The 13,949-nt window shown below is 60.4% G+C and carries 14 protein-coding genes; 8 read left to right on the forward strand and 6 right to left on the reverse strand.

What is annotated here, in order from left to right; translation table 11 throughout:
• The first annotated feature begins 164 nt into the window (after positions 1-164).
• The 5 genes from yajC (at position 165) to AC1RT6_RS02815 (ending at position 4,672) form a co-directional block, all read left to right on the forward strand.
• Positions 165-566: a preprotein translocase subunit YajC gene (gene yajC / locus AC1RT6_RS02795; RefSeq protein WP_079446897.1), complete on the forward strand. Its 402-nt coding sequence runs from the start codon at positions 165-167 to the stop codon at positions 564-566.
• 42 nt (positions 567-608) lie between these two features.
• Complete coding sequence (gene secD, locus AC1RT6_RS02800; RefSeq protein WP_493029039.1) at positions 609-2,210, forward strand: protein translocase subunit SecD; 1,602 nt, start codon at positions 609-611, stop codon at positions 2,208-2,210.
• 16 nt (positions 2,211-2,226) lie between these two features.
• Positions 2,227-3,267 carry a protein translocase subunit SecF gene (secF, locus tag AC1RT6_RS02805; protein ID WP_079446895.1) on the forward strand — a complete coding sequence of 347 codons (1,041 nt, stop codon included), beginning with the start codon at positions 2,227-2,229 and terminating at the stop codon, positions 3,265-3,267.
• Positions 3,264-3,650, forward strand: coding sequence for an Mth938-like domain-containing protein (locus AC1RT6_RS02810; protein WP_079446894.1), 387 nt, complete (start codon positions 3,264-3,266; stop codon positions 3,648-3,650). Before secF ends, AC1RT6_RS02810 begins: the two co-directional genes overlap by 4 nt.
• Before the next feature lie 161 nt (positions 3,651-3,811).
• Positions 3,812-4,672 (forward strand): phytoene/squalene synthase family protein, encoded by an 861-nt coding sequence (locus tag AC1RT6_RS02815; RefSeq protein ID WP_079446893.1) that lies wholly within the window; start codon positions 3,812-3,814, stop codon positions 4,670-4,672.
• Positions 4,673-4,678: 6 nt separating this feature from the next.
• Here the strand turns inward: AC1RT6_RS02815 and AC1RT6_RS02820 are convergent, their stop codons facing one another.
• The 3 genes from AC1RT6_RS02820 to AC1RT6_RS02830 form a co-directional block, all read right to left on the reverse strand.
• A complete protein-coding gene (locus AC1RT6_RS02820; RefSeq protein ID WP_493029042.1) occupies positions 4,679-5,779 on the reverse strand; it encodes a serine/threonine protein kinase in 1,101 nt (366 codons plus the stop codon).
• A 28-nt stretch (positions 5,780-5,807) separates the two neighbouring features.
• Positions 5,808-7,241 carry a methylenetetrahydrofolate--tRNA-(uracil(54)-C(5))-methyltransferase (FADH(2)-oxidizing) TrmFO gene (gene trmFO, locus AC1RT6_RS02825; protein ID WP_079446892.1) on the reverse strand — a complete coding sequence of 478 codons (1,434 nt, stop codon included), beginning with the start codon at positions 7,239-7,241 and terminating at the stop codon, positions 5,808-5,810.
• 270 nt (positions 7,242-7,511) lie between these two features.
• The gene (locus AC1RT6_RS02830; RefSeq protein WP_079446891.1) at positions 7,512-8,438 is read right to left on the reverse strand and encodes a DUF2189 domain-containing protein; all 927 of its coding nucleotides are present in this window, start codon (positions 8,436-8,438) and stop codon (positions 7,512-7,514) included.
• A gap of 415 nt (positions 8,439-8,853) precedes the next feature.
• Here AC1RT6_RS02830 and AC1RT6_RS02835 point away from each other — a divergent pair, with 415 nt between their 5' ends.
• Positions 8,854-9,228 (forward strand): DUF3597 domain-containing protein, encoded by a 375-nt coding sequence (locus tag AC1RT6_RS02835; protein ID WP_079446890.1) that lies wholly within the window; start codon positions 8,854-8,856, stop codon positions 9,226-9,228.
• 106 nt (positions 9,229-9,334) lie between these two features.
• On the opposite strand, the gene AC1RT6_RS02840 is transcribed toward AC1RT6_RS02835, so the two are convergent.
• Positions 9,335-9,607 carry a GNAT family N-acetyltransferase gene (locus AC1RT6_RS02840; protein ID WP_079446889.1) on the reverse strand — a complete coding sequence of 91 codons (273 nt, stop codon included), beginning with the start codon at positions 9,605-9,607 and terminating at the stop codon, positions 9,335-9,337.
• 25 nt (positions 9,608-9,632) lie between these two features.
• Complete coding sequence (locus AC1RT6_RS02845) at positions 9,633-9,914, reverse strand: GNAT family N-acetyltransferase (protein WP_079446888.1); 282 nt, start codon at positions 9,912-9,914, stop codon at positions 9,633-9,635.
• A 337-nt stretch (positions 9,915-10,251) separates the two neighbouring features.
• Between AC1RT6_RS02845 and AC1RT6_RS02850 the strand changes: the two genes are divergently transcribed.
• Complete coding sequence (locus AC1RT6_RS02850) at positions 10,252-10,662, forward strand: NADH:ubiquinone oxidoreductase subunit NDUFA12 (protein ID WP_079446887.1); 411 nt, start codon at positions 10,252-10,254, stop codon at positions 10,660-10,662.
• 60 nt (positions 10,663-10,722) lie between these two features.
• Here the strand turns inward: AC1RT6_RS02850 and AC1RT6_RS02855 are convergent, their stop codons facing one another.
• Complete coding sequence (locus AC1RT6_RS02855) at positions 10,723-12,486, reverse strand: FecR family protein (protein ID WP_244553483.1); 1,764 nt, start codon at positions 12,484-12,486, stop codon at positions 10,723-10,725.
• A gap of 427 nt (positions 12,487-12,913) precedes the next feature.
• On the opposite strand from AC1RT6_RS02855, the gene AC1RT6_RS02860 reads away from it, so the two are divergent.
• Positions 12,914-13,852, forward strand: coding sequence for a DUF2155 domain-containing protein (locus AC1RT6_RS02860; protein ID WP_079447032.1), 939 nt, complete (start codon positions 12,914-12,916; stop codon positions 13,850-13,852).
• Positions 13,853-13,949: the final 97 nt, after the last annotated feature.

Below are 13,949 nucleotides of genomic sequence, written 5' to 3' on the forward strand. Positions count from 1 at the left end.
CCTTAGCGAGGTGACCTGGCTCCTGCAAGCAGCGGAATAATGAGGCCCGATCAAGGGTCTGGTGGCGTTGCAATTGGGACCGTGGCCGTTATAGTCCGCGCGAATTTGCCCTTGATCGGCCTGACTCTGTGCTCGTGCCGGTTTGCTCCCAAGGAATAGCCCGAATGTTTATTACCCCTGCCTTTGCCCAGGCCGCCGGCGCCACCGACACCAACAACTTGTTGATGTCGCTGCTGCCCTTCGCGCTGATCTTCATCATTATGTATTTTCTGATCATCCGGCCCCAGCAAAAGAAGGCGAAAGAGCACAACGAATTGGTGAAAAATATCCGTCGAGGTGACACCGTCATCACGTCAAGCGGTCTCGTCGGAAAGGTCACCAAAGTGGTGGATGACGACCAGATCGAGTTCGAGATCGCGGACGGCGTCCGGGTGCGGCAGATGCGGCAGATGATTTCGATTGTCCGCGCCAAGGGCGAGCCGGCCAAGGGCGAGCCGACAAAAGGTGAATCGGCAAAGGGCGCCGCTAAAGGAGATGGCTCCAAGGACGACGCCGCGGCGAGCTAGGTGGTCCAGGCGATCATTCCTCGAATCTGACGAGTTATCTCGATGTTGTATTTTACACGGTGGAAGGCGCTGGCGATCATCATGACCGCTCTCGCGATCTGCCTGTGCGCCGTGCCTAACTTCTTTCCCGAGGCACAGGTCAAGACATGGCCGAAATGGGCGCAACGCCACATCGTGCTCGGACTCGATCTTCAGGGCGGTTCATATCTGCTGCTTGAGGTCGATTCCAACTACGTCAAAAAAGAGAAGCTTGATCAGGTTCGCGATGACGCCCGCAAGGCGCTACGCGACGCACGGATCGCTTATACCGGCCTTGCCGCCAAGAATGGCGCCGTCGAGGTCCGTATCAGCAAAGAGGAGGAATTCCAGACCGCGCTAGGCAAGTTGCGTGAGTTATCGCAGCCGCTTGGAGGTCTGCTCGGCTCGAACGGCCAGCGTAGTCTCGAAGTCAGCAGCGCGGACGGCGGGCTGATCCGCCTGACGGTGCCGCAGGCTGCTATCACTGACCGCATCCGCCAGTCGGTTGAACAATCGATTCAGATCATCGAGAAGCGCGTCAACGAACTCGGCACCGTTGAGCCCCTGATCCAGCGTCAGGGCGCCGACCGCATTCTGGTACAGGTGCCGGGATTGCAGGACCCGACGCGGCTAAAGGAAATCCTCGGCAAGACCGCCAAGATGGACTTCCGCATGGTCGATTCGAGCGTTTCTCCCGATCAGGCCGTGCAGGGCCGGGTGCCTGCCGATTCCGACGTGTTGATGAGTTCGCAGGCGCCCAAGACGCCTTACGTCATCAAGAAGCAGGTGCTCGTCTCCGGCGGCGATTTGACTGATGCTCAGCCAGGATTCGATTCGCGTACCGGCGAGCCGATCGTGACTTTCCGCTTCAACAGCAACGGCGCGCGAAAATTCGCCCAGGCGACAACCGAAAACGTCGGACAGCCGTTCGCCATCATCCTCGACAATGAGGTGATTTCGGCACCGGTCATCCGCGAACCGATCACCGGCGGCTCCGGTCAGATTTCCGGGAATTTTACGGTGCAGGAGGCCAACGATCTTGCGATCCTGCTACGTGCCGGCGCGTTGCCGGCGCCGCTGACAATCATCGAGGAGCGCACAGTCGGACCCGGCCTCGGACAGGATTCGATCGAAAAGGGCGAACTCGCCGCCTATGTCGGATCGATCATGGTGATCCTGTTTATGCTGCTGACTTATCGGCTGTTCGGGGTATTTGCCAACATCGCCGTCGCCATCAACGTCGCCATGATCTTCGGCGTGCTATCGTTGCTGAACGCGACACTGACGCTGCCCGGCATTGCCGGCATCGTGCTGACCGTGGGCATCGCGGTCGATTCCAACGTGTTGATCTACGAACGCATCCGTGAAGAAATCCGGGGCGGTCGTACTGCTATTTCAGCCATCGACGCCGGCTTCAAGCGAGCGCTGGCAACGATTCTGGATTCCAACATCACGACGTTCATCGCTGCCGCCGTGTTGTTTTATATCGGCACCGGCCCGGTGCGCGGGTTCGCCGTAACGCTCGGCATCGGCATCATTACAACGGTGTTCACTGCATTCGAGGTGACCCGGCTGATCGTCGCGACCTGGGTGCGCTGGAAGCGACCGCAAACCGTGCCGATCTGATGACCCGGAGCCGGCTGTGACCCAATGGATCTTAATCGGGCTCGGTGCCCTCATCGTCGTACTGACCATCGTCAGTTGCTTCGGCCTGCTGCCTTCGCTGCGGATCGTTCCCGACGACACGCGTTTCGATTTCACGCGCTTCCGCCGCATCAGCTTTCCGATTTCCGCCGTGCTTTCGATCGTCGCGATCACGTTGTTCTTCACGCATGGCTTGAATTTCGGCATCGACTTCAAGGGCGGCACGCTGCTCGAGGTGCAAGCCAAGACGGGCGAGGTTGACATCGCGGCGATGCGCTCGACGCTGAACGGTCTCGGCCTCGGCGATGTCCAGCTTCAACAGTTCGGCGGCCCGACGGAAGTTCTGATCCGCGTCGCAGAGCAGCCGGGCGGAGACGCCGCACAGCAGGCTGCGGTGCAGAAGGTGCGCGGCGCGCTGGGCGACAGCGTCAACTATCGCAGAGTCGAGGTGGTCGGGCCGCGCGTGTCCGGCGAACTCCTTGCCTACGGCATGGTCGGCCTGATGCTGGCGATCCTCGGCATCCTGATGTATCTCTGGTTCCGGTTTGAGTGGCAGTTTGCGCTCGGAGCCATGGTCGCGAACGTCCATGACATCGTGCTGACCATCGGCTTTATGTCGATTTCGCAGGTCGACTTCGACCTCACAAGCATCGCGGCGCTTTTGACAATCCTCGGCTACTCGCTCAACGACACCGTCGTTATTTACGACCGGATCCGCGAAATGCTGCGGCGTTATAAGAAAATGCCGATGCCCGAACTGCTCAACGCGTCGATCAACTCGACGCTTTCGCGCTCGATCATCACTCACGTCACGGTGACCTTGGCGCTGGTCGCTTTGCTGCTGTTCGGCGGACCGGCCATCCACAGCTTCACCGCGGTGATGACCTTCGGCGTGGTGCTGGTCGGCACCTACACCTCGATCTTTATCGCGGCTCCGATTTTGATCTACCTTGGCGTCGGTGAGAGCCGTGCCGATGTCGAGGAGAAGCCGGCCAAACCCGAGAAGCCGGCTAAATCGCAGAAGCCAGCAAAGCCGTGAGTGCCGACCCGCCGGGCGTGCCGCATCTTCCGCGGCCGGCCGTCATCGAGGCTTATGGCAACGGTGGCTTTCGCTTCGACACCATGTCGCATCGCGGATCGCTGCTTTGCCTGCCGGACGGCGTCTGGGCGTGGCCCGTAACGCGCGCGGATGACATCGACCGTCATGCGCTGGCGCGTGTGTTTGCGGGCTCGCCTCTAATCGATACGCTGTTAATCGGTACCGGGACAGAGGTCTGGCTTGTTCCCACCGAGCTGCGCACAGCCCTGCGCCGCGTTAACATCGGAGTGGACACCATGCTCACGGGACCGGCGATCCGGACTTACAACATCATGCTGGGCGAACGGCGCAGAGTCGCGGCGGCGCTGATAGCCGTTCCATGATTTCCTCCCGCCATCGGCAGCGCCTGACGGCGCTGATAGCCGTTCCATGACAAACGCTAAATCAAGGCAGCTCCTGACGGCGTGATCGCCGTATAGTGGCAAGCGTCATGTTGATGAGCTCCCTATAGGTGAAAAACTCTAGCGCGCATGATTGTGGTGTCATGAACGGTACAACGCAGAACACGTCCGCGGCGTTTTGTGCGGAACTCGTGCGAACTCATGACTTCGACAACTATGCGACGACTTTGTTCGCACCGCTCCGGTGTCGTCGTGCTCTGCTGGCTCTCTATGCTTTCAACGTGGAGATCGTCAGGGTACGAGAGCAGATCACCCAGCCGTTGCCGGGCGAAATCCGCCTGCAATGGTGGATCGATATGGTTAGCAGCACTGGACATGGGGGCGTTGAAGGTAATCCAGTCGCGGCAGAACTTTTGCTAGCGATCCGGGATCATGGTCTGCCGGTCGAGCTGTTGTCGCGACTGATCGAAGCGCATCAGTTCGATCTTTACAACGATCCGATGCCGGACATGACGGCGTTAGAACGATACCTCGGCGATACATCGTGCGCGCTGTTTTCGCTCGCCTCGCGCGTCGTCGGACACCGATCGGAGGAGGCGGATCATCTGGCGCGACACGCTGGTCTCGCGGACGGTATAGCGCGGGTTATCGCCAAGTTCGGTTTTGACGTTTCGCGGCGGCAGTCGTATGTGCCGCTGCCGTTGCTGGAGCAGCACGGCGTCGATCTGGAACAGATGTTCGCGGGCCGGGACACGTCTTCACTTCGCGTGGCCATTGGCAAACTGGCCGATGAAGCACGATCGCATCTGGAGGTGGCGCTGGGTCTACTGCCCAATCTGCCGCCGCAGTCTCGGGGTGTCTATCTTCCACTCGCGCTTGCGCGTCGCGCGCTGAACGATGTCACCGGCCCTGACATCAATCCCTTTGTGCCGCGGCCCGTATCGCGGCTGCGTATCTTGTGGACCATGTGGCGGGCATCGCGCACTCGGCCGTTTCGCGGTTGAACGAGGTCAGGACGGCAACGCCCGGTCGGTCGATTCGAAGTTGAAGCGGTCTCGAAGGTTTTTCCGGCTACCCAGGATGTCGCGGAAGAATTCACGATCTTCCGGACTAGTGATCAACGGCTCAATCAGATCGATCTGATTCATTGCGATGAGTTGCAGGATTTCGGTACGCACTTTGCCGCCGGCACCGCGTGGAAGGCGCGAAACGACCTGGATGTGCTCGGGGGGTTTCGGCTCGTTTGCAGCGGCGAGCTTGGAACGCAACCGCGCTTCGAGCCCGGGCAGGTCTGCCTCGACAAAGGCGTAAAGTCCGACACCGCTGCGGCGGTCCGCGAAGGCAACAATGGCGGCATCACGGACCGCAGGATTTTCCCTGATGCGCGCGACCAGCACAGGAGCATCGTTGACAAGACGTCGGCCCCCGCCTTCGCGGTCGGTGAAACTGAACAGGCCGCGCGTGACGGCTTGGTAGACCTTTTTGCCGGTCATCAGCCAAATGCGCGCAATGACCGACTTTCGCTCAAGTAACTTACGCTCGCGTGGCGTCAGGGCGTCGGGCGCATAAGTGCGTTTGTGTTTGAGAAGGTGCCGCAGGTCTTCGTAAGCAGCGATGCGAAACAGGCGTGATCGTCGTTTGAAGCACGCGGCGAGCTGGAAGTCCGTCAGATAGGCGTTGCCTTCGTTGCCGCGCAGCCAGTTCTGTTCCTTGGCAAGATCATTGTGACATATGCCGGCGCGATGCAACTTGCGCAGCGCTGCCTTGGCCGATCGGAAGTAGGATAGGTCACCGTGGGGTCTGGCGAGATGCAGCGCCACGCCATCGATGAAGTCTCGTACCAATGCGCTGCGGCCGCTCCACAAAAGTTTTGGACCGACGCCGAGATCGCGAGCGAGTGTCAGCGCCTTACGTTCCCGCTCGAACAAATGCCTCGCCACAAGGTGCGACCACCAGGGCACCTGATCAAGGCGCCGCAGCACCGCGTTGATCTCGCCGGAGGCTGTCCGAAGCCGCCCGCGCTCCACGGTCGAAAACACGTCGCGCTTCAGCAGGACTCCTTCAGTCCAGCTCGTGGACAGGAATGCTGCGTCCTGCTTTGGAAGTGACATGAATGATCCTGGAGATGGCGTGTTGAACCTATGCCGCTGCTGCCGGACGAAGTGCATTCGCGATCCAGCGATCGAGGTCCGACAGCGCGCGCGCGCAGATCGCCTGTTTTTTTGCGATTGCCTTTTCGTTGCCGCGCAAACGAGTGCCGTCCGGCTTTTTGTTTGGTGGACTAGCGAGCGGGGGAAACAATCCGAAATTGATGTTCATTGGCTGGAACGAGCGTGGTCCCGCGTCAATGGTCTCGATATGGCCGCCCGTGATGTGGCCGAGCAGAGCACCCAACGCTGTGGTCTGCGGCGGGGCTTCAAACGTATGTGTCCGCGCATCCGCGGCGGCATAGAGTCCGGCTATGAGTCCGATAGCGGCGGATTCCACGTAACCTTCGCAGCCGGTCATTTGTCCCGCAAAGCGCAGCCGCGGCTCGGCACGCAGCCGTAGCTGGGTGTCAAGGAGCTTCGGCGAGTTCAGAAATGTGTTGCGATGCAAGCCGCCGAGGCGGGCAAACTCCGCGCCTTCAAGACCAGAAATGGTACGGAAGATGCGAGTCTGCGCGCCATGTTTCAGTTTGGTCTGAAAGCCAACGATATTGTAAAGCGTGCCCAGTCTGTTGTCCTGGCGCAGCTGGACGACGGCGTAGGGCTTGGTGGTGGGATCGTGCGGATTGGTAAGGCCTACCGGCTTCATCGGACCGTAGCGCAGAGTTTCGCGGCCGCGTTCGGCCATGATCTCGATCGGCAGGCAGCCGTCGAAGTAGGGGGTATCGGTTTCCCAGTCTTTGAAGTCGACCTTCTCGCCCTCAAGCAGCGCGTCCACAAAGGCGTGATACTGCGCTTCGGTCAGCGGACAATTGATGTAATCGGCGCCGCTGCCGCCCGGACCAGCCTTGTCATAACGAGACTGGAACCAGGCTTTCGACATATCGATGGAGTCGCGATGAACGATTGGCGCGATTGCGTCGAAAAAGGCGAGCGCGGATTCGTCGGTCAATGCGCGGATCGCGGCGGCGAGAGGGGCCGAGGTGAGGGGACCCGTGGCGACGATGACGTTGCTCCAGTCCGCGGGCGGCAAGCTATCGATTTCGGCACGGTCGATCTCGATCAGCGGATGGGCGTCAAGGGCTTCGGTGACCGCAGCGGAAAAGCCATCGCGATCCACTGCGAGCGCGCCGCCTGCCGGAACCTGATTAGCATCGGCGCAGCGCATGATCAGCGACCCTAGCTGGCGCATCTCGGCATGTAAGAGTCCGACCGCGTTGTTGGAAGCATCATCGGACCGGAACGAATTTGAACAGACCAGCTCCGCCAGCCCGTCGGTCCGGTGCGCCGCGGTCATTCGGTGCGGTCGCATCTCGTGCAGCATCACTTGAACGCCCTGACTCGCGACCTGCCAAGCGGCTTCCGAACCGGCCAGGCCGGCGCCGACGATATGGACCGTAGCGCGGGAGGATTCAAACTGTGTCATGGGACGAGGGGTAGCGCGTTTTCAAGCCAAAAGGAACGCGTTAGCGCGAGTAGCGGCGACGACACTCTCGTTTCCTTGTATGATCCGCCTTGGATCTGGAACAGAAATGGATGCTGATCCGGCACTTGCAACGCGTGGACGGTATTCACGTCCGGACTTGGTCTGCCAGGAATGCTGACTGTGGAACGCAGCGGCTGCCTCGGTTGGCCAGCGAGCCAGTTCAAAAGCTCCCGACACCGAGACAGCCTTGCGAGAACGAGCGTCTTTCCGTCAATCCGAACTATCGAAGAACCGGTGCTTGCGCCCGTATGGGGGCAACAAGACGGACGGAAAATCGGCCGCGTAGCGTTTTTCTTTCTCCGTTTCCGGAGGCTCGTGTGCTGACGAGGTTAAAGGGCTCTCGATCGCTTTACGATAGAGATGCCACGTCGCATGACCCAGCAACGGCATGACGATCGTGAGGCCGAGGAAGAAGGGAATCGACCCGAGCGTCAGCAGGACAACAACGATCAGACCCCATTCCGCAGCTGCGATCGGATTCTTCGCAACCACGCGCATTGACGTCAGCATGGCGTCGCTCATGTCGGCGTGTTGATGAAGCATTAGCGGGAACGACACAATGCTGATGCACAGCGCGACGGCCGCGAACAGGAACCCGACGCCGACGCCGATCATGATCATGCGCCAGCCCTCGGACGTGGCGAAGACCTGCGTGAAGAAATCGGGCATTGCCGCTGCCGGAGTGTTACCGAAGGTGGACACGTAGATCGCGTGAGCCACTGCCACCCACACGAAGAAAATGACCAGGAGCAAGCCGCCCAGTCCAAGCATCGATCCAAACGACGGCGCCCGTAGCACTCCGAACGCGTGCCAGGCGGAGGCTTCTTGGCCGAGCTCGCGGCGATAGCTCAGTTCATAAAGTCCTAGCGCCGCAAATGGCCCAATCAGGGCAAAACCGGCGGCGACCGGAAACAGGAGCGGCAGGACCGAGTAGCCAAGCGCTATTCGCGCTAAAACAATGCCAATTATGGGATAGATAACGCAAAGGACGATGGCGTGGCTGGGAACCGCCTTGAAGTCTTCCCAGCCCAACCTCAACGCATCGAGGAGGTCGGGTAAGCCGATGTGACGGACCACAGGTCTGTCTGCGCCGGCCATTCCCGAGTGTGACGTAATGTCAACAGGATAAGTGGCCATGTTCGTTGTCTCCCTTTCGCGGGTCGATCTCTGGCCGCCGGAAGGCGCGAGTTCGCCCCTTCGGAAACGATCACGATCAAGACCAGACGCAAGGGCAAGCAACCTGGTCTTGCCGCGACCTGTAAGACCATTCTAATTCCGATCTGCGATTTTAGTTGCTCACGGTTGAGTGAATTTTGATGTCACTCTGCGCCGGGTGACCGGCATGCCGGCACACGTTGGTTCGACTGCCTGCCGTTTTTGTTGTTGCAGCGGAGCGTGCAGGTTTGAATACAACTGGTGCCGAATGCGCTGCCAGCATGTCCGCATTGGCAAGCCACAGTGAGCCGGTTACTCTTTTGGCGATCCGGCGGAAATAGACGCGAGGTTCCGCCGCGAATTTGGTTCAAAGACTGAAGCAATTGGGAGCGGCACAATGAGCATATTTGGAAAGATCATGAGCGCCGTCTTCGGCACGCACGCCGAAGCGGCAACACCGACAGGTGAGGCGGGTAGCGGTGCTGCGCCCTCGTCGGAGGGCTCGGCATCGAAGGGCGTCGATGTCGCGGCCATTCTCGACAAAGCCGTCACCGCCAAGAAGGAAAAGCTGGCATGGCGGACCTCGATCGTTGATCTGATGAAGGCGCTTGATGTCGACTCCAGCCTGAGTGCTCGCAAGGAACTGGCGAAGGACCTGAAATACCCGGGCGACACCAACGATTCCGCGGCGATGAACGTCTGGCTGCATAAGCAGATGATGGCTCAACTGGCAGCTAACGGTGGCAAGTTGCCGCCCGACATGAAGCACTGATGGGATAGAAGAGCGCATCTGGACGGTCCGCTGATGGACACGTCGTCTCGATAAGAGAAAGGCGTGCGTTTTGATGAGGCTGCGAACGCATGCGTTAGACGCGGCCTCATTCCACTCGGTCGGCTTCTTCCGGATGCTTGTCGAGATAAGCGGCCACGAACTCGCAGCGGGCTGCGACCTTGAGGCCCTCAGCCCGGATCAGCGTCAGCGCGCCCTTCACCAACGTCGAGGCGATGCCACGGCCACGCAGTTCGCGTGGCACTTCTGTGTGAGTGATCACGACCATACCGGGCGCAAGGCGGTACTTTGCGAAAGCAACGCCGCCTTCGGCTTCAAGTTCAAACCGGCTCAGGGCTTTGTTGTCGTAGACGGCGGTCATGCCTGAGACGGGGCCTCGCGCCTTCTCACAAATTAGGCCTCAGCAGATCGGCATAGTCCGGATGTTTCTCGAGCCACGCCTTCACGAAGGGGCATTGAGCGCTAGCCCTGAATTTATCCGCGCGCACCTGATCCAGCGCGCCCTTCACCAGCTCTGAGCCGATGCCCTTGCCTTCGAGTTCGGGCGGCACCTTGGTGTGCGTGAAGACAAGAACCCCGTCCAGAAATCGATAGTAGGTTGCAGCGATATGCCCGTCCACTTCGAGTTCGTAGCGATGCTTTTCCATGTTGTTGACGACTTCGGACATTTCACAGCCTTTGTTCTTTATGCCTGAGAGGCAACATTCAAAGTTTTAGTGGGCCAGTCAACAGCCGCAGAACACCTGCGGCCCGTCATTTCTGCGCTATTGCTCGCCTTGGATGATGCCAGACCACGCTTGGATGAGGAGGGTTGGGTAAAGGCGTGTCAGCCGAAGTGCAACCCGCAGATTTGGACCCTTTGGTGCTGCGGTGCTGCCGGCGGACCCCGGGTCGCGCTATTTGGCCGCGGTTGGCTGGACAAGACCTCGGCGGGATGGCATCAAACCAGTCGGAATGCGAACCCTTGCGGAGGGTCCGTGAAACTCCCGCGACGGATTTGCGGCAATGAAGCAGTTTTTCCTCAAACTCTTTACCTGGTGGAACAGCCAGACCTTCGGTACGCAGCTTTGGACCGCGCGATTTGGCGAACTGGTCGGCAAAGACAGCCAGGGTAACTGCTATTACCGGACGCGCGGCGGGAAGATCGACCCGACGCTTGGCTTCGAGCGGCGCTGGGTGATCTACAATGGCCTTGCGGAAGCCAGCCGCATTCCGCCCGAATGGCATGGCTGGATTCATCACATCGTGGATGTTCCACCTACCAAAGAGAACTATCAGCCGCGCGAATGGCAGAAGCCGCATGTGCCGAACATGACCGGGACGCCGGCAGCCTATCGGCCGTCCGGCTCGACGCTGGCGAGCGGCCGCCGTCCGAAGGCGACCGGCGATTACCAGCCCTGGACACCGGGGCACTAGAAAAACCGGCATCAACGCGGTGATGCCGGTCATGCGAGCCGGTTTTGCGAGCAAGCGCTGTCAGCGCTTGGTGCCCGCGAAAATGCCGCTGCCGAAATAATTGTTGTCTCCCGAAATCCCAACGCGCCCACCCATTTCGCCGACCGGGCTGCTCGGACCCTGGAAGAAGCTGCCTTGCAGGGTCATGCTACGATTGTTGTTGTTACCGGCGATCATACCGCCGAAATTGCGTGGGTCGTTGTCAAAATTAACGGTGCCGGAATAGTTGGTGTTGTCGAGATTGGTCACGCTCACCGCACCGGTGCGCGCTCCAAAATCAACGGTGTTCGAGAACCCTCCGGCGACGAAGCCTGCATTATTCACGTTGGCGATGACGTGTCCGGTATAGGTTGCTTGGCCTATCGTTGGGACGTCGCTGATGCTGCCCACTGGCCGGCCGGCGACCCAGGTGCCCACGAGGACTTCGCGCGGGGTTTGGGTGTTCGGATTGGTACTCGTCGATTCAACCGACCAGAAACCCCAGCGCGTATATTCGCACTGACAGGGCGTCAGGTTCGGAATTGCGCCGTTGACGATCTGGCTGGTGGCTGCGCCGTTGGCTGACACCATCACGCCGTTAACCGGTACGCCGTTGACAACACTGTTGTTGGGCGTATTCGCGTAGAAATTGTTGTAGTCTACGTAAGCGCTGTTGGCCGGGCCGCTCGATCCTTTCGACCCGAACTCGAACAGCGCGTGAATTGTGCCGGCAAGCTGCGTGAACGGATTTCTCGAGTCGAACGCGTAGATATCCAGGTTTCCCTGTACGCGATTATTGGCGGCGTCGAGGGTGATTTCGGACGTGCCACTTACCGGTCTCATCGTGGGCTGGTTGTCGTTGATGACGTCCACTCCGCCGACATATCCGCGCAGCGTCACCGACGGCCGGGCGTTGGGCGGGGGCGTGTTGTTGTCCGTCGGTAGAGAGTTGTGATTGTCCGGCGGTGATTTGTCCGTAAGCTGATCCTGTGCGATCTGTTGCACCGCCTCCGCCTGATTGGAGATCTGGATCGACTGGGTGAAAGCTGATGAAATCGCGCTGAGTTGCTCGACAATAGGGGGCGGAGCGGGCGTGGGAGGAGCACCCGATCCGGTCACCATTCCGTTGGAGGATCCTGTCGCTCTTTGCGCAGCCGTCGCAATATTCTTCGCCGATGCCGCGCCTGCGCGTACGCCGCCCGTTTGACCGGCCGCGCTCTGGAAGATAGCGATCTGCTGCTGCACGAACCCTGGCGGCGGTAGGTCGGGCGGCGTTGGGGGGGCACCGGCTTGTGTCTGTGTGAACTCGCCGGCGCCCAGCGCGACGGACCGGCCACCGGACGTGACGGTCATTGTGCCATAGCCGGAATAGATGCCGCCTTTTCCGTCAGTCATCATCACGCCGCCACGAATGCCGATCAAAGCCGACGCGGTCTTGATCTCGGCATCGCCGTTGTGGCTGATCTGACCACCTACGAAACGCAGCGCGCCCTTGCCGAGAGTTGCCGCCAGCTTGCCGGTGTTGGCTTTCGGGTCATAGACGTATTCATCGATTGTGAGGTCGCTGTTCGGACCGATGGTCATCGAGGTCTTGTCGAGGAACAGCAACTGCACCGAGCCGCTAGACTTGGTCTGGATGTGTTCCTTGTGGGCGATCGATTGGCCGATGACGATGGTCTTCAGGTTGGCGGTTGCGGCGGGGTTGACTGCCGATGCAGTGCCGACCTGCTGAGCCTGCGCCGTTGCGCCCCCGAGCGCCAGCGCAGCCGCCGTCATCGCGATATAAAGCCCCTCCGTCCGGCTCATGGCAATTCCCGACACTCAAAACTGACAAATCCGGGGCAAGTATACCCTTGAATAATCGGAATGCGCCAACCCCCGATCCTCTCAAAAACCCTATACGAGCGATTGATCGCGTCTGTTGCTGTAAATCCACGCTGAGCACCTGCATCCTCAGAACCTGCGGAGTGGGGCGTGCTACTCGCCTTGCGGGTGGTGCCGATCCGGCACTAAAGGGGACCGCGGTTCGACCCTCGGTGTCGTCTGCATCTGCGTTCCGCGCGACCAGTTACTCGATGGGGAAAGCGCACTGCAGCAGCCGTCAGTGGACGCGGAGCAGGCCGCCCTTTCCCCGCCGCAATCGACGTGTTAACCGGATGCGGCGAGCGGCTCGGAGCCTTTAATCCCTGTACAATGGTCCGGCCCTGATTCGAGCCTCACAAAGCCGCGCATGATGTTTCGAACTATTGTTATAGCCGGTTGTGCAGCTTTTGCGAGCGCTGCCCTCGTCGTTGCCGCGCCTTCTGCGCGCGCCCAAATTGGTAATATTTTTTCAGACTCCCCGCCGCGTCCGCCCGGCGCGATTCCACAGGGTCAGGTCGCGCCTGAGGACGACGAGGAAGAAGTGCCCGACTTGCCGCAACAAGGACGGGTGCTGCCGGCGCCCATGCATCCTGCGCCGGGGCAAGGTGCTCCACCGCCCGGCCCGGTTCAGTCCCAGCCGCTGCCGCCGCCGCCCGGCACCACCGTGGTTCCGCAGAATGCCCCAAGTGGCAATGCTCCAGGTGGCGTAGCCGTCGCGCCGCCTTCACCTCCTAAGGCTCCCGAACAGAGTTCCACGCGACCGGCGCCGCCAACGCCGGCCACGCTGCAACCCGGCGACGAGGTCGTCACCGAGGCCCCGGCCGAGAAGGTTGTGAACAAGAAGGCGGCATTTTCCGGCCTTGACAAGATCACCGGCCGCATCATCCATTTTGATGAGGATGTCGGAGAAACAGTGCAGTTCGGCGCGCTGCGGGTGAAGACCAACGCTTGCTACACGCGGCCCGCGACCGAGGCCGCTAATACTGACGCCTTTGTCGAGGTCGATGAGATCACGCTTCAGGGCGAGGTGAAGCGGATTTTCTCCGGCTGGATGTTCGCGTCAAGCCCAGGCCTGCATGGCGTTGAGCATCCGATCTATGACGTCTGGTTAACCGACTGCAAGGATCCGGAGACGACTGTTATCGCCGCGCAGCCGGATGAGCCGAAGCCCGCGCCGCCTTCGACCAAGCGCCCACGGCCATCCGCGCGCCAGTCGCGTCAGCCGGCACCGCCATCCCAACCGGCGCCATCGCCTCCGCCACAACGGCAACCGCAGGGCAATCCTTCGTTCCCGCCATTCGGGCGATAGTCCTGAAAGCCTCAACTACGGTTGGCCGGCCGGGAGGCAATTTTGGGTGGCTCTCTCGTGATCCGTCCGTTGCTAACAATTTATTCGCATCTGAGGG

The organism is Nitrobacter sp. MLSD-S21, from assembly GCF_058809865.1.